General features: G+C 57.4%; 13 protein-coding genes, 1 tRNA gene, 3 pseudogenes and 1 riboswitch. Of the genes and pseudogenes, 2 read left to right on the forward strand and 15 right to left on the reverse strand.

Features of this window, described 5'->3' with window-relative positions:
* Nucleotides 1-97: 97 nt before the first annotated feature.
* From AC4D6D_RS22895 to AC4D6D_RS22905, 3 genes and pseudogenes are all read right to left on the reverse strand, one after another.
* Nucleotides 98-265 (reverse strand): DUF1328 domain-containing protein, encoded by a 168-nt coding sequence (locus AC4D6D_RS22895; RefSeq protein ID WP_147223179.1) that lies wholly within the window; start codon nucleotides 263-265, stop codon nucleotides 98-100.
* Nucleotides 266-406: 141 nt separating this feature from the next.
* Nucleotides 407-682: pseudogene (locus tag AC4D6D_RS22900) on the reverse strand (oxidoreductase dimerization domain-containing protein); the annotation flags it as partial.
* Nucleotides 655-900 (reverse strand): hypothetical protein, encoded by a 246-nt coding sequence (locus AC4D6D_RS22905; protein WP_491327812.1) that lies wholly within the window; start codon nucleotides 898-900, stop codon nucleotides 655-657. The pseudogene AC4D6D_RS22900 and the gene AC4D6D_RS22905, both read right to left, overlap by 28 nt.
* A gap of 222 nt (nucleotides 901-1122) precedes the next feature.
* Here AC4D6D_RS22905 and AC4D6D_RS22910 point away from each other — a divergent pair, with 222 nt between their 5' ends.
* A complete protein-coding gene (locus AC4D6D_RS22910) occupies nucleotides 1123-2016 on the forward strand; it encodes an SDR family oxidoreductase (RefSeq protein ID WP_491327813.1) in 894 nt (297 codons plus the stop codon).
* Nucleotides 2017-2398: 382 nt separating this feature from the next.
* Here the strand turns inward: AC4D6D_RS22910 and AC4D6D_RS22915 are convergent, their stop codons facing one another.
* The 11 genes and pseudogenes from AC4D6D_RS22915 to AC4D6D_RS22965 all read right to left on the reverse strand — a co-directional run bounded on the left by AC4D6D_RS22915 (nucleotide 2399) and on the right by AC4D6D_RS22965 (nucleotide 14749).
* The gene (locus AC4D6D_RS22915) at nucleotides 2399-2920 is read right to left on the reverse strand and encodes a hypothetical protein (protein ID WP_491328799.1); all 522 of its coding nucleotides are present in this window, start codon (nucleotides 2918-2920) and stop codon (nucleotides 2399-2401) included.
* Between the two features lie 554 nt (nucleotides 2921-3474).
* Nucleotides 3475-3667: pseudogene (locus AC4D6D_RS22920) on the reverse strand (IS481 family transposase); the annotation flags it as partial.
* A gap of 339 nt (nucleotides 3668-4006) precedes the next feature.
* Complete coding sequence (locus tag AC4D6D_RS22925) at nucleotides 4007-4906, reverse strand: LysR family transcriptional regulator (RefSeq protein ID WP_491327814.1); 900 nt, start codon at nucleotides 4904-4906, stop codon at nucleotides 4007-4009.
* Between the two features lie 31 nt (nucleotides 4907-4937).
* Complete coding sequence (locus tag AC4D6D_RS22930; protein WP_491327815.1) at nucleotides 4938-6581, reverse strand: GMC family oxidoreductase; 1644 nt, start codon at nucleotides 6579-6581, stop codon at nucleotides 4938-4940.
* A 5-nt stretch (nucleotides 6582-6586) separates the two neighbouring features.
* Nucleotides 6587-7795: an MFS transporter gene (locus tag AC4D6D_RS22935; protein ID WP_491328800.1), complete on the reverse strand. Its 1209-nt coding sequence runs from the start codon at nucleotides 7793-7795 to the stop codon at nucleotides 6587-6589.
* A 398-nt stretch (nucleotides 7796-8193) separates the two neighbouring features.
* Nucleotides 8194-9171, reverse strand: coding sequence for a sugar phosphate isomerase/epimerase family protein (locus AC4D6D_RS22940; protein ID WP_491327816.1), 978 nt, complete (start codon nucleotides 9169-9171; stop codon nucleotides 8194-8196).
* Between the two features lie 9 nt (nucleotides 9172-9180).
* Nucleotides 9181-10116, reverse strand: a complete 936-nt coding sequence (locus AC4D6D_RS22945; protein WP_491327817.1) for a sugar phosphate isomerase/epimerase family protein — start codon at nucleotides 10114-10116, stop codon at nucleotides 9181-9183.
* Between the two features lie 24 nt (nucleotides 10117-10140).
* Nucleotides 10141-10914 (reverse strand): hydroxypyruvate isomerase family protein, encoded by a 774-nt coding sequence (locus AC4D6D_RS22950; RefSeq protein ID WP_491327818.1) that lies wholly within the window; start codon nucleotides 10912-10914, stop codon nucleotides 10141-10143.
* Nucleotides 10915-10936: 22 nt separating this feature from the next.
* Nucleotides 10937-13297, reverse strand: a complete 2361-nt coding sequence (locus AC4D6D_RS22955; protein ID WP_491327819.1) for a TonB-dependent receptor — start codon at nucleotides 13295-13297, stop codon at nucleotides 10937-10939.
* Between the two features lie 304 nt (nucleotides 13298-13601).
* Nucleotides 13602-13916 (reverse strand): IS110 family transposase, encoded by a 315-nt coding sequence (locus AC4D6D_RS22960; RefSeq protein ID WP_491327820.1) that lies wholly within the window; start codon nucleotides 13914-13916, stop codon nucleotides 13602-13604.
* Nucleotides 13858-14749: pseudogene (locus tag AC4D6D_RS22965) on the reverse strand (IS5 family transposase). The gene AC4D6D_RS22960 and the pseudogene AC4D6D_RS22965 overlap by 59 nt, the downstream one beginning before the upstream one ends.
* Before the next feature lie 79 nt (nucleotides 14750-14828).
* Here AC4D6D_RS22965 and AC4D6D_RS22970 point away from each other — a divergent pair.
* Nucleotides 14829-14916, forward strand: a tRNA-OTHER gene (locus AC4D6D_RS22970).
* Nucleotides 14917-14937: 21 nt separating this feature from the next.
* Here AC4D6D_RS22970 and AC4D6D_RS22975 read toward each other — a convergent pair.
* The gene (locus AC4D6D_RS22975) at nucleotides 14938-15501 is read right to left on the reverse strand and encodes a hypothetical protein (RefSeq protein WP_491327821.1); all 564 of its coding nucleotides are present in this window, start codon (nucleotides 15499-15501) and stop codon (nucleotides 14938-14940) included.
* Nucleotides 15502-15831: 330 nt separating this feature from the next.
* Nucleotides 15832-16073, forward strand: a riboswitch (cobalamin riboswitch).
* Nucleotides 16074-16152 lie beyond the last annotated feature (79 nt).

Below are 16152 nucleotides of genomic sequence, written 5' to 3' on the forward strand. Positions count from 1 at the left end.
GATCATGCCTTCGAAAGGCGTAATCCTGAAGCAGGACGTCAAGCTCAAGGCATCGCAGAAGGTTTTGGCCTACGAGAATGCCCCGGCCCGCCGGGGTTCAAGGAACTCTTTTGCCCCGACCGAAGAAGAAGCCAAGAACCAGGATCACGACCGCGACGAGCAGGAAGACCTTTGCAAGGCTGGCCGAAAGGCCAGCAACGCCGCCAAAGCCGAGCAGCGCCGCGATAAGTGCAACAACAGCGAAAATGATGGCCCAGCGAAACATGGGGCTCTCCCTTGATACGAACGCTGCCTCGACCTTTTCGAGCAGCTCGGTTCTAAGAACATCTTTTCTTCGCCTATGTTCCGTAAATCTTGCGAAGGTAGGGGGCGGGAAGAACATGCCTGCTTATTGCCAGGCAACCCGTCACGCCCCGGTAGGAGTACCCGCATCCTGATCGCGGGGGAGGGCAATCGGGGTGGCGGCGCAGATGGTACGCAGCGCCTTTTTCAACCCTTCCTCCACGGTCGGGTGATAGAAGGGCATGTTCAGAAGCTGCGTAGCGGTGAGGCCGCCCTGCACTGCCCAGGCGAGCATATGCGCCAGATGCTCGCCCGCAGGCGCTATCAGGTCGGCGCCGATGAGTCTGCCGTCAGGCGCTGCTGCATAGAGGGTCAGGATCCCGCGATTGCGCCCGTCAACGCGCGCCCGGCCCTGGTCGGAGAAGTCCGCTGAGCCGGTAACGGCCCCCTCCTCTTCAGCAGTGCATCGCGGTCAGCGCCGGAAACGCCGTAGCTGTCAATCAGGGTAAAGCGCCCATTGGGCCTGCGCATCAGCGACATGTGGGTGCCGAGATCGAGGATCCCTGCCACCTTGAACGAACCGCGGAAATTCCAGAAATTCTCGGCAAGCTGCTGCATGGTCGGCCTGGCTCCGCCGCTGAAAGGGATAACGATCCGCCGGGGATGCGAGTGCAAACCGCCGAAGCCGCCAACGTTCCTGCAAAAAATCCCGCAGACGGGCAGAATTCGCAAGACGCGCGGCGAACTGCAATCGATCCGGGCCGGAACGCCGCGCCGAGATGCAACGCGTAATCTCTTCCGCCGTTGTCATTTCAAAACCTTCGAACCACAGGAGCTTTCATGGCCGACCGGCTCACGATGCAGGATCCCCGCAGCCAGTACCCCAAGCCCCCCTTCCCTGAGCAGCCGCAACCCCGCCCTGGCATTGCCGGAAAGCTGGAGCCACGGCCCGATCACGGCGAGGAAAGCTATGTCGGCGCGGGAAAGCTCGTGGGCCGCAAGGCGCTCGTGACCGGAGGCGATTCCGGCATCGGGCGCGCCGCCGCGATCGCCTATGCGCGTGAGGGCGCGGACGTTGCCATCGCCTATCTGCCGAGTGAGGAAGAGGATGCGCGCGAAGTCATCGACCTGATCGAGGCGGCGGGGCGCAAGGCGGTGGCGTTGCCCGGAGACGTGAGCGAGGAAAGCTGGAGCCGTCAACTGGTCGAGGACGCGTTGAAGGGGCTTGGCGGTCTCGACATCCTCGTCATCAATGCGGGGCGCCAGCAGTTCCGCGAAAATGTGAGCGAAGTGTCGTCCGAGGATTTCGACAAGACGCTAAAGACCAACCTTTACGCCCTGCACTGGATCACCCAGGCGGCAGTGCCACACCTGCCGGTGGGCGCCTCGGTCATCACCACGGCATCGGTGCAGGCTTACGAACCTTCGGACATCCTGCTGGACTATGCCACTACCAAGGCGGGAATCGTTGCCTACACCAAGGCGCTCGCCAAGCAGCTGATGGAGAAAGGCATTCGCGCCAATGTGGTGGCACCGGGGCCTTTCTGGACGGTGCTTCAGGCGAGCGGCGGGCAGCCGCAGGAAAAAGTCGCCCACTTCGGAGAGCACAGCCGCTTCGGCCGCCCCGGTCAGCCCGTGGAGATAGCACCGGTCTATGTCCTGCTCGCCTCGCAGGAAGGTAGCTACATCACCGGCGAAGTCTACGGCGTTACCGGCGGGGCTGGCATAGCGTAAAGCGAGCGATCATTCTGGAACCCGAGAATTCAGAGCAATTTGTCAAGGCCAGCGGCAGATCGCGAACCCGTAAGTTCAGGCGTTCCGAGACACTCCACGGTTTCGCCGCGACCGCACCTCTATGCCTCGCGCAGCGGACTGAGCTGCCTACCGTACATCTGTCGTCCCTGGGCCCTCTTGAACCATTCCACCAGACAGTGCCCTGCCCCCCGATCTTCTCTGCCACCGATGTGACCGCAGCTCAGCGACGGGGACGGATCCCGCCGACAGAGCGGTCGTAGACCACCCCACCTCGGTTGCCTGATAGGGGCCGACGGTTCACCGAAGTACGCATAAACGTAAACAACTTGCCGTGCGACGAAGCCGTCTTGCCCTAGGAACCTTAAGTCAGAAAGATCACGCCGATCACAGCGGCAAGCGCCAAAAGCGCTAGAACGAGGCCCAGCATTTTGGCCGGGAACTTTCGGTGCATCGCGATCAGTGAGCTAGCTTGGTCGGAGGAACGCCCGGCGGGTATTCCTCCCCGATTTGGGGCGTCCCAGTGATCGGTGGGAGATAGCATATCCGGACCGCTGACCTGACTCACAAGCGCGAGCCTTTCAAATGCGACCGCCATCCTTTGCTCGTCGATGCATTTGCTGATCGCCTGGCTTTCCAGATCATCGTTGGCGGATGTGGGCTGTCGTTGGAGGATACGGTCGATCTGGGCATCCAGGTCATGCAGTCGATCGATCGCTTCCAGCACGCAGCGCCTGTCGCCCTTTTTCAGGGCAAGCTGAAGCCGCGTGAGAGATAGACTGTTGGCCCGACAGATCTGCAGTCCGAGATGAACATCCCTATGGAGAACGGCCTCATCAATGCGAGAAATATCGTGATCTGGGCGCTCCGGTGGACAGGTGCTCATCTTCAACTCCGCTTTCCCTGCCCCCGCCGAAGCGAATAGGCGCGTTTGGAGAGACGGGAAGCGGTCTGAGATTGACTGAGAGCTCCTCAGGCCAAGCCGATGTGAACGCCGAAGCGCTGCTCGAAGGACGGCGAGCAGTCGCAAACTGCCAATACCGCCCTGTCCCGGTCGAGGATTTCCGACACAGCGGGAGTAGAGCGCAGCGAGTGCCCTCCTCGATACATGCCCTGTGCTAATGGCACCGTTTATGGAGAGTTCTGGTCGGTAGGTGGCTGTCCGGTTCCGAGCCGGCATGCGAGGATAGCTGACACTCACTCGGAGGCGGCTGTCGATCAGGCCCTGTCTTTCATCGCTCGCCAAACCATCGGAGGGGTTCACCGCTAGCTGTCATTCACCTGTCGATGATTCACGGGGGCGATCAATGTCCGGTTCTACTCGGGTGGCCTTCGTTCGCGAAAGGCCGACATGGGGTAGGCACCAGACAGTCAGCGTTTCCTCGAGAAACTGAACCATCGCTCAGCCGTGCCAAAGATTAAGGACATCAAAAGTATCGCGCTCATGCGCCACGCCAGTCGTGTGGGCCGGCTTGAGCGATCCTGGACCGCTTGTTCTGCACGTTTGCGCCATGCGCACGGTTTCGTCGCTGATGTCATAGCGCTTGGCCACGACACTGGCGGGCTCAGTCAAACGGGCAATTTCCGCCCGTACAGCTGGTGTGGTCCGAGCTTGGGGATGTATTTGCACCATCACGAAACAACCTCATCAGCAAGAGCGGAAAAGCGCCACGCGTGATCTGCGATGGCCTCATTTACCATGTCCCAACGATATGTCGCAACCAAACAGCTAACCGCTCTCTTGCACGCGCCAATCACTGACGCCCAAGTGGAGATCGGTTCGAGCAGCGCCAGTGCATGCTCATTGAATGTCCGTTGCCCTGTCCTTTACCAGTTTTCTTTTCAGAGAGCTGGTCTGTGAAGTTGTCGATGCCACAAAGGGCGCAAGTTGAACAACGCAGCGAGCTCAACCTATACGGCCCCATGAACGGCTGAAGTTACGGAGTACGCGACAGATGTTCGCGGGTCCGTCTTAACCGCCTGCGGAATACTTCATTAAGTTATCCTTCAGCCACATCAACCCACCATCGACCGCTCGTGTTCGGTGGAACTGGATCGTTTCACGCATGACAGGGACTTCGAAAGGCGGCTTTGCCATTGCCAGCGGAAGCATTTTCGTAAAAAGCTTCGCGAGACGGCTGTGCACCAGCGCAATTCTATTTGTGCCGGGGAGCAGCCACGGAACCATAGTGAAGGAAGATACCGTAACTTCAATACGGCGCGTGTCGCCCTTGGAGCGGATATGTTCTTCGGCGAATGACCCTGATGTGTTCAATTTTACTGCAACATGGCTCGCAGAATCGTAGATTTCCTGGGTAATTGCAGCCTCGAAAATCGGGTTTTCGGACCATCCCAAGAGTACATGCGTCTCTTCGAAGAGTAATTCCTGAGGATTATCACGCAGTTGGAACTGCTCCGGATAGATGATGCAATCGATGGTGCCTCTGTCGAGCTCGGCCCACATATCCGATCTGAAGGGTAAAACTTCAATACGAACGTCCGGCGCTATCTTTGCCATTTCGATCAGCATCGGCTGCAACAGAATTGTCACAATATAGTCAGATGCATAGACCCGAAATACCCGGCGGGACGTCGAGGCATCAAATCGCGTGGAACTGGAAATCAGGGATTGGGCCCCCACGATCATCTGCTCGACCATGGGGGCGAGATTCTGGGCGTGCGAGGTGGGGACCATCCGCTTGCCGCTTACCGCCAGCAGTTCGTCATTGAATGACTCCCGCAGTCGGCGGAGAGCTGCGCTCATTGCTGGTTGGGTCATGTTCAGCCGCTCTGCGGCGCGGGTAACGCTCCGTTCTTCCAAAAGGGCATGCAAGGCGACGAGCAAATTGAGGTCGAAATTGTTTAATCGCACAGCATGCTTCCTGGAAATTCGATAGGGATCGCTAAGCCCGATTTGCTCGGTCTTGAAGGATTAGTTCAGCGGCGCGCCATGCCAGCACCATGGCGGGACCGTTCGTATTGCCGGACGGAGGCGTCGGCATCGCAGAGCAGTCTACCACCCGCAATCCACGTACCCCGTGCACGCGAAGCCTCGAATCTACGACCGAGCTGTCGGGAGCGGTACCCATGCGGCAAGTTCCGGTCCCATGGACACCCGGACTGCTAAGCCATGTCAAAGCCTCCCCAATTTCTTCGTCGGTCTGCACCTGTTCGCCAGGCACGACTTCTTCGACGATGAAATTTTTAAGTGCGGGTTGCGCGGCAAATCGCCGCATCAGCCGGAGCATCTCGATGAGGAGTTCACGGTCTGCCGGATCTCCCCACCAGTTGGCATCGACAAGGACTGGATCGGCGACGTCCGGAGTCTGAATTTCCACGCTCCCGCGCGATAGCGGGCGCAGGTAATAGCCGTTCATTGTGAGGCCCGGCTTGTCCTCCAAGGCTCCGCGACCAGGATCGGCCTTGATCTCGGCGCTTGAACGCATCGAGAAGGGTCCTACACCGAACTGCACATCCGGCCAATTCGATTTTGACCGCATTGAAACCAGGGCGGTTAACTCGGGCGACGTATAAGCCATGAGGCCGCTCCGCGTCAGATAGTATTGAAACACGTGCTTCATTAGACGCCACCCATGAAATTCATGGTTGAAACCGCGATCATTCTTCATGCGGAACGAGATGGAGAACATGATATGGTCGACGAGGTTCCGTCCGACAGCGGGAAGATCAACCTCGACTGGAACATTCGCTGCCGACAGGACCGATGCGGGGCCGATGCCGGAGAGCTGTAGCAGTTTTGGGCTTTGCAGCACGCCTGCGCAGACAATTACGTCGTGAGTTGCTCCTGCCTCGATAATGTGGCCACCCGCCTTGTAGCGGACGCCGGTCGCCTTACCGTCCGCCAAAATTATCCGATCGGCAGTGGCACCTGTGACCACCGTGAGGTTCGAGCGCCGCATGGCGGGTTTCAGGAACGCTCGGTATGCGGAGGCCCGACGCCCTCGGCGGTCAACGGTTGCTTGGGTATAGCCAATGCCCTGCGTTGCCGGCTGATTGATGTCAGGCAGTACAGGTAGGCCAAATTCCCGACCCGCTTCCAATGCAGCCGAAATGACTGGTGAGCGGAATGGCAGTTCCGTGATCTGCAGAGGACCTTTGCGGCCGCGCGATGAATCGGCGTGCCGATAGCGATAGCTCTCCATCTCGCCGTAACAGCGTTCTATCTCGTCCCACGACCACTCGTTCAAGCCAAGTTCGTGCCAGGCATCGTAGTCGGCCGGCATGCCTCGCAAGTACCAGGTTCCGTTCGTTGAACTCGAACCACCAAGGCCGCGACCATAAGCCCAGCGCTCATCGGCGGGCCGTTGCGGATTCGCCTTTACGGGGAACTGCCAGAAATATTCCGGATTTCCCCACATTTTCATAAAGCCACGAGGCATGTTCACAAGTTCGGATTCGTTCGATCCGCCGGCCTCGAGCAGGAGGACTTTGTTCTTTCCATCCGCGGACAGGCGATCGGCAAGGACGCACCCCGAGGAACCGGCCCCAATAATAATATAGTCAAAAACGGGTGTGTGAGAAGTCATTTCACTTACTTCCTGATTGCGTACCGCAACTTGTATGGATACCCAGCGGCCATCGCGACGGCGGAGAAAACGAATGCCACGATCCCCATCACAACCATTGCTGCCATTACGCCGCCACTCTGGGTTGAAATAGCCGTTACGAGAGGAGGGCAGAGGAAGGTGCCGGTGAAGAATGCGGTAGCCCAAATTCCCATGCCGCGCCCCCTCTGCTCCAGCGGCAGCAATGCCTGCCCCCAGGCCAGCAAGGATGGAATGACCATTCCAGAACCCAGTTGCTGGAACAGTGCGCCGAAAACGACGGACGCGGCCGTAACCGACCATCCCATTAAGAGCTGACCGATTCCCATCAGCACACCCGCAAGCGCCAGCAACGTTCCGATGTTCCAGGCGTGTAATTTCCTATACCAGATCGCGCCCAGCACATATGCTACGGTTGTAAAGGCTTGAAGCAGACCCGCTGTCGCTGGCGATGTAACGCCAACTTGCTGGAAAACAGCTGCGATGTGAAGTGGTGCTACATAATAGATGAGTGAAGCTGAAAGTGTAACCGCCGCAATAATCCCGGCCTGTTTCCACGGGTATGCCGCGCGGGAAGTAAAATTACCCGATTTCTCCTCTTTCAACGGCTCGTCGATGAAGATTAGTGTCAGGATGAGCGCCGGAATCGAGAGCGTGTATATGAAGAAGGGACCGCGCCAACTGATTTCAGCAAGAAAACCCCCGGCTGCAATCATCAAGGTGCCAGCGATCGAAGTGGTGATGCCCACCCACGAAACCCAGCGATGTCGCTCTTCGCGAAAATAGTCCCCGATAAGAGTACTTGAGATCGTGACGACAAATGCTTCGGCGATACCCAAAAGTACACGACTCAAGATTATCGTTAAAATATGACTGGTAAATACTGGCACGAGCCCGGCCAGAACATATAGAATCATTCCGGCCCTGAAGCTGTTGCGGCGTCCGAACCGGTCGGCGATCGCGCCGGCAAAGGGAGCCGTCAATGCAACCAGCAGCGAGGGTATGGTGACGATCATCGGGACGAGGATCGCAGCGTGCTGCAAATTACCAAACTCATGCATCAACTTTGGAATGGCCGGAAACAATGAAACGATTGCCATTACCGGTAATACCTGCGCGTAAAGCAGCGTTACGCCCTTGGCGTTGGTTCCACAGCCGGCCGTCGTAGGTTGCAGGCGGTGCGGGTGAGTTGCCATCACGATGGACCTCCTGGCAAGCGGATCGTCTTGCTTGCCGCAGTTGTTTGTGAAGGCCTTCCGTGCGCGATCAGGGAGACGGCGGGCTGAATTGTATCCAGTCCGCCATCTTGGCAACACGCCGATCCTGACTGCGGCCAAATGCGGCAATCCGGCATTCCCGGCGAGGCTGTAGAATATCCATCGCTGAAGCTCACCTCAAACCCATCCTCATCCTAAAGGCTTCGGCAATTTTCAACGCCGATCGCCAGAGTAAAGTCGCATTCTTCGTATAATTGATCGATTTCAAGATGCAGTTGTTGTTGCTGTTGTTATAGACCCTCTTATGAAGTGTGCAGGCCTATATGCAATGGCTTAGACCTCCACCATTTTGACTGGTCGAATGCGGTTGGAGCGTGTCAAGCTGCTCGGTCTGCTGTATGGGCATGCAGCGTGTTGTTCACGTACCACCCGTTGAGCATAGTGCTGGTTGCCGGTACGGGACTTTGCTCGCTGTCTACCACGATCCATCCGTCGAAATCGTTCTCTACCAAAGCACTGTAAAAGCGCTGGATGTCGACCAGCCCCTTTTCATCCCCCAGTTCCCAATACCAACGTTCTATTTCGCGCTTGCCGCCGCCACCGATCATGGTCTTTTCGGGGTTAGGTAATTTGTATTCTTCCAATTCGTCCACGAACCGCGTGTTCTTGATTTGAACGTGCCAAGTGCGCGAGGCAAATCGCTCGAAAAGTTCAGTTGGATCAATGTCGGCAATGACGGCATCGGCGGTGTCGATCGACAGTCCGACAGTGTCCGGATCACACTGTTCCAGCAGCAGTCCCACATCTTCGATCGTGCGAAGAACGGAAAGGCAATCGACATTCAAGGCGAGCCGTACGCCGTGACTTGCCGCAATCGCGCCAACCTTGTTCCAGCATTCGGCAGCAAAAGAAACAGCTTCCGGTGCCGTCATTTTCGTTGCCGCATAGGTCGGCAACGCGCGCACCACAAGAGTATCTCCGCCAAGCCGGGGAAGCAGGCGACAATATTGCTCAGCCGTTCTGGCGATTGCAACATGATCGTCCGCGTTGAGAACCGAACGACCGAATGCGCCTTCTTCGAAGATCGGATTTGCGGGGTCGAACACATAGCTAGAGGCTCCCTGCAAGGCGCAGGACGACATTGAATCTCTCAAGCCCCTGACAGACCCGTAGTGCAACTCGATCCAGTCTTCTCGCCCCAAGGGTTCCCATCTGCCTGAGCCGGCTTCGAGTTCGACGGCGTCGAAACCCGAAATCGAGACGGTTTTGAACGCGGTTTCGTGATCGCTGCGCAGAACGAAACGATCATGCCCGTTGCGCCACTGGTTGAGGGCGTAACTCCAACGAATAGGCATCCGTGCTTCCTAACTGTAAATCTTGGAGAGGACATTGCGGGCGTACCACATCGCCAGCGCCGTGCTTTCAGGGTACGATCCGCCAATATCCGCCTTGTCGTGCTCCACCCCGATCCAGCCTTGATAGTTGTATTCTTTCAGGGCGTGCATAAGCGCGGGAAAGTCGACCAATCCGCCTGGCGTCCCCATCTCGTAAAACCACCGCGGCGTAGTCGAAGCGACGAGTTCCGCATCGGGATGCGATCGGTAGTCGCCGACCAGATCTACATGCCTGGTGTCTTTGAAATGAAATCCGGAAACGCGATCGTGATGGCGCACATAGAGATCGACAGGGTCCACGCCTGCAATGACATGCTGCGCGGTATCGATGAACAGGTAAACATATTCGGGATCAGTGAGCTCGTAGAAGCGATCGATCTGCTCGCGTGTTCTCAAACCGCCCCAGAATTCATGATGGCATCCAAGCTTAAGCCCGTATCCCTTGGCCATCTTGCCGACGCGGTTCCACAGTTCGGCGAGAATCTGAATTTTTTCGTCGGTTACCGGCTCCATATTGTTATGGGCATTGGTTGGCATAACGACGAGATTTTCAGCGCCGGTTCCCGCAGACGCGCGAACAAAGCCTTCGAGAATCCGTACGATCAGATCGTGAGTATCCCGGCGATGCGGTGCAACACCCTGGGTGGCTTGGGGCATCGCGAAGAAGATGTCGACGATTTGCGAGAGGCCGCGTTCAGCTATGAACTCACGATACCCTTTCGGGGAGCCGAACATGGCCGAGACTGCCATCAGGTTCCAGGCAAACATCCCGAGACCCTCAAATCCGACCGCAGAGAGCTGCTTTATGAAATGATCCATTTCGCGCCGGGAGGAGAATTGGTTGACTGGGCCTTTGGGCGACCAGGTCCGCCAATGCTCCGCATATTGCCACCGGATGTTGCTCATGTCTTTATTCCCGACCGGATCTGATCAAATGCTGATTTTTGCGCGTGCCGCCGCCACGGAAGCGGCAGACGGCATCGTCGGAAAATATTCGAAGCCGATGCCGCCCTCATAGCCCAAGGCAAGCAGCTCCTCCATCGCTGCGGTCCAGTCGACTTCACCAGTCCCAGGCTCATGGCGGCCATTGGTGTCAGCGACTTGGACGTGGTGGACGAGGTGCGCACGGTCTCCAAGTACGCCGGGGACGGCTTCACCCATTACGGCTGAATGGTACATATCGTAGAGAAGCCGCAGATTGGGGCTGTTCACCGCTTCGATAAGATCGAGCGCCTGTGCTGTGCTCGACAGATAGATGAGGGGCAGTTCCACCCGATTGTTCAAAGGTTCGAGCAGGAGCATCACGCCTGCTTGCTCGGCCAACTCTGCGCCGCGGCGAAGCGCAACTATAGCGTTTTCATGCTGTTCTTCATGGCTCAGGCCCGGCACGTTGAACCCGGATGCAATGATCATGGGCGGCGATCCGAGGGCTTTTCCGGCCTCGATGGAACCGCGAACGGCTTCAACGAACTCATCATGCTCAGCCGGGTCCACGAGGCTGCGGCGTGGATCGACGCAGAAACTTGTCAGTTTGACACCAGTCTCGGCGAGAGCCTGGGCAAGTTCCTCGATGGGTTTGTCTTTCCAGAGGTGGAATTCAACCGCATCGATACCTGCGTCCTTCGCTGCACGGACGCGATCGACGAAACCGCGATCTTCGTCCGCAAAGATCCACTCGATGCAGGCGGCTGGATAGAGGGTCATGATTGTATTACCTTTTCGAGAATTAGAAATTGAAGTTCAGACGTGCGCCGATCGTGCGTACTGAATTGTAACCTAGTGTCTGGACGTAGCTCGCGATCCCTGCTGATGCGTCGCCTGATTCCAACCCGATGTAGTTCGGGAAGATCTTGTTGGTGCAGTTCTTGCAAAATACTGCCACTGTCCAATTGCTTCCGCGGAAGCCGATACTGCCGCCCAAGATATCGATCGGCGACACCGTCGCGCCGGGGGCGCCGTTGATCAAATAGTTGATCGAGGAGCGGTGATAGTAGTTCACGTCGGCGACGAACGAGAGCCCGTCTGAAACCGGCTGTTCGAATGTCGCGGACATGGTCGCGGAGAATTTTGGAGAACTAGGCGTCCTCAGTCCACCCGCATCGAAAGTGTTGTCGACGTTGCAGCTCGGGTCAGGCTGGCCGGGGTAACATTGTGCACCAGCGAAGGATTCGAATTTTGAGTCGAGGAACGTTGTGGAGCCGTTGATCGTAAGTTGAGGGATGGGTCGTGCAACGAAGCTGACTTCAACACCCTTGTTTTTTACGCTCGCGGCATTCTTGACGAGGAAAGTTCTAATATCCGTATCGAATGCCTGCGCTTGATAGTTGTGAAGAGTGTTGTGGAATGCTGTAACGTTGAACGTAAGCTTGCGGTTAAGCCACGTAGATTTGAGGCCGATTTCAAAGCTGTCCGAGGTTTCGGGCTTGATCGTCAGGTCCGCGTTCGCGGTGGCGGGCGTATCGTTGAAGCCAGGACCTTTGTAGCCACGGGCAAACGTACCATAAACCATTATGGCTTCAGTCGGATTGTATTGGGCACCAGCGCGCCAGCTGAGATTAGTATTGCGATAGCTCTGGTTAAAGACGCCTCGCGCGCCGAACGGTACAAAATAGTTCAGCTGGTTCTGGGTAAGGTCGATCTCTATCTCATCGCGCGTTACGCGTGCACCCGCTATGATTTTGAAGCTTTCAAACAGCTGATAGGTGAACTGACCGAATCCAGCATAGCTGGTTGTCTTGAGATTGTAGAACTTGTCTGTTCCCAGGAAATAATCGTTGTTGATAGAGCAGTTGGGTGGTCCTCCGGCCGCTGGCGTGGCGCCGACGCAGAATGGGAACGAGGGAAGGAGGAAGGCCGGGAAGAAGTTGCTTCCTGCACGGTTCGTTGTTCCATCGAGAGTCGAATGGAAAAGATACAGACCAGCTTGCCCCGTTAGACGGGAATCCGCCGGTAGGGCCACACGAAATTCGTTCGTGTACTGGTTGTACTTTGATCCGCTACGGTTCAGATCCAAACCATCGCCGAGAGTAATATCACCGTCATTCTGTTGATCAAAGTCGTAGAAGCGCCATGCCGCAATATCCGAAATCTCAACGCCGCCGCTGGTCACATACGAAATGCTTGCCTGGGCCCCGCCGTTCTTCAGGTCGCGGAAACCTGGAGCATTGGAAACCGCCGTCAGGTTTTTCGGGCCAGGCTCGTAGTTTGTAGTGGGAAGGAAGGGCGTGTTGACAGAATTGAGCCCAAGCGAACGGTAGGTGCCATCGGCGAATCCGGAAAGGCCGTGTTGCTCGTTGTACTCACCGATCAGGTAGATCGAGAGATTGTCCGTCGCCTCGAAGAGGTACTTGCCCCGAATACCAAACTGACGATTTGAGTCTTCGTATCGCGCGGGAACGTCGCCCGAAACGTGGTCAGTCAGGGAATCCTGATAGTTGTAGATCCCGCTAACACGCAGCGCTGAATTTGCCGATACAGGAAGATTTACAGTCGCACGCGCGATGACGCCTTCACTGCCGCCGGGCCGGGCATCTGCCTCCAGATCGAAAAGGGTTTCGGTGATCCCGATCCGGGGGCGAACCGTCGTGATATTAATCAGGCCTGCGGATGCATTTTTGCCGAAAAGGAGACCTTGTGGGCCATTGAGGACTTCAACTTGCGCAACGTCCAGGAAAGCGTTGCCGCCCGCAAGTGGCCTGCCAATGTTCACATCGTCGATCGCCATCGCTACGCTCGAATCGATCGTCGTCGAGAAGGCCAGCGTACCGATGCCGCGGATTGAAAAGCTGCTCTCCTGCCCGATTTGAAGACTCGGGGTCGCGATCGTCAATTGCGTCGCCTCGTTCAGACCGCGTTCCTTAAGCGTATCTGCACCAATTGCAGTGACGCTTACCGGCACATTCTGAAGTCGCTCCGGGCGGCGCTGAGCGGTTACGACGATCTCCGCGATCGAGGTCTGCGATGCTGCTGAATCGGCCGTAGCGGAGTCTGGATCTTGGCCATGCGTAGTCCCGGACTGCGCATGGGCAGAAGCATGAATTCCGATAAGTGCAATGCTGCCGGCGGATGCAAGCCAAACTGCTTTCAAAGTTCTCTCCCGTGTTTTTTATGACGTCCGTTTTTCCGGAGCATGCCAATTGCTACTGCCTCGATAATGATAACGGAAATGATCTCTTTTTATGGATATGTATAAGTGCGGTGTATACATCGGCGGCGCCGTGCGGGGTGATCTCTGCCGATCTGGTGACAACACCATTCGGAAACAGATAGGGTTTTGAAGAGGGGCCGTTTCAATCTGACCGGTCTGTCGGATTATCTTATCGAAACGGACGGGGGCCTAACTGGTGTTGCTCGCAAAAATCGCGGGTTGACCGAAACCGAACTGGGGAAGGTTAAGCTGCGCGAGCCCCAGCAGCATCGTGCGGATCCGTCTTGTTCGCCTTCATTGCCTTCAGACTCTGGTGCGCCTGCCGGGCATCGATGCACACCACCGGGACACCCAGTTCACGCAGACCAAGGCAGATCGCCGGTGACAAGCCCCAAGTTTCGATCACGGCTCGCTCGATAGGACCATATCCCTCCAGCATCATGGCGATCGCTTCGGGGGAACTCTCTACTTTCTCCGAGACCAGCTTCCGACCATTCTCATCAACGATGCAGACCTGCGTGGATTCCATCGACAGGTCCAATCCGGCATAGTGCTTCATGGCTGCTTCCTTCCTTCAGGATTCGACAACCAGAAGTGTGCGCTGCAACCGAGGTCCGAGCGAAGCAGCCGCAATCACACGATGACTCATAAACCCGTAGCCACATAGAGGCGAGTTGGACCATGGCGAGGAAGTTCTCGGCCAGCTTATCGTAGCGGGTAGCAATACGCCGGAAGTGCTTGAGCTTGGAGAAGAAGCGTTCGATCAGGTTCCGCTCGCGGTAGAGCCAAGTGCTGAAGTACGGTTTCGACCTGCGGTTGGACTTCGGTGGGATATTGGCGAATGCGCCCCTCTCGCGGAGAGACGCCCGGATGCGGTCGGCATCGTATGCCTTATAGGCCAGCACTATCGTTCCGGCACCCACATGGTCGAGCAGGCCATCAGCAGTTTGACCGTCATGGCTTTGCCCGGCGGTCAGGCTCAACCGGATCGGGACGCCTTGCCCTTCGACGACCGCGTGGATTTTTGTCGCGAGCCCCCTCGGGAACGACCGAGACAATGATCTCGATCCCCCTTTTTGCCGTCGCGGCCTGCTGGTGGGCGCGAACGGACGTGCTGTCGATCATCTGTATATCGCCATCGTGGGCGGCGGTGAGGACGTCCATCATCCGGTCCCAGACGCCCGCCTTTCGCCATCGAGCGATGCGATTGTAGCAGGTGGTGCGCGGACCGTATCGTTCAGGCAGGTCGCGCCAAGGCGCACCGGACCGAAGCACCCAAAAAATACCGTTCAGCACGCGACGATCATCAACACGGGGCACGCCTCGCGGCTTATTGGGCAGCAGCGGCTCGATCACGCGCCATTCGAAGTCGGTCAGATCGTATCGGCTCATGCCGAGCCAGAATCACCTCCCAAGCGCCAAGGAAAGGTCTTTGTTGGCGGCGTGCCCAACTTTGCGCTAAACCGCCGGGGCCAGCGTGACGGAATTGGTAGACGTATCACCACAGTGATCCTGAGCCTTACGGCTTAGGTTGCGGGTTCGATCCCCTGCCGTTGGCGTCCCATCTATGGGTTCACGACCTAGTCCACGCCCAGAAACCGGCCATCGGTATCGAAGCGGCAGTTGAAGAATTTTGTCCCTTTGCTGCCGTCGCTGCGGTCATACCAGCCCTGCACAATGTAGCCGTTGCGTTGCTGGATGGGGGCATTTGCTGTGACTTCACTTGGACGGCGATCAAATCGGGCACTGGCCTCGTTCCGACAAATCCGGGAAAGTTCGTCTCCGGCGACGTAGCCGTGGGAAGGGGCGCTACGACGATCATACTCAGTAGCGCGGCGATCATTGGGGCCGGCGCCCATTCGGCAGTCGGCCGGTAGCGTTGGCGTGACCGAACTATAGCGCCCGTCCATCGTTGCGACGGTCACGCATTGATGGCGGTCCTTGCTCCACCAATAGGCATAACTGCGATCGTCGCCCTTCTCACCGCCCACGTTGCGATACCCGCGACGTTCCAGTTCCGCCTCAGCTTGCCCAGCTCGTGCCCCGACCATATCCTCTAGTCCCGTGGATTGGCCAAAAGAGTTCGACGGCGCCAATGCTGTGGCGACCGCTGCAAGGGCTAAAAAGCGGGAAGAGGAAGGCATGCACGCACCTCATCGACAAGTTTGGAACTGTTCAACCTTTTAAATTCAACTGGTTCTGCGCGCCACGGGAATCCACACCACTTTGCCCAGCCCAAGTCAATTTCTTGATTTTCATCGGAATTTAGGCGCGCAGCCGACTAATGTGCTCTTCAACCCATCGGCGCGGGCGTCGTCCAGCGATTCCGAAAGTCAGCTTTCGCGATGGCCAAAATGGCCGCTGAGCGAACGGGATGAGCGCATACCGGCCGTCGAGTCATGACCAAATCCTACACTCCACGAATTTCTTGCTATCCCGTTCGATAACCCATAGTGCCCAGCCGTCCCCCTGACGGGGGATGAGATCGCGTTGGTGCTTCGAAAGAGGCTTAAAAGGGAACACGGTGAGAGGGCTCGTCCTTCGAAGCCGAGGCTGTCCCTGCAACTGTAAGCGGTGAGCGCGATGCATATCGCGGCAGGCCAAGGAGCCTTGCCGCAGCCACTGGGCCGGACGCTAACTCCTGCGAGGCCTGGGAAGGCCGTGCATCGCGCGACGACCCGTGAGCCAGGAGACCTGCCAGCGTCCGGTCGCTCTTGCCTTGGTCCAGGGGATGGCCGCGGCACGGTATACTCCGTCTGAGCGACGAACTTGCGGCCAGGCCGCAACGGCGGGTT

Source organism: Novosphingobium sp. BF6 (assembly GCF_058273105.1).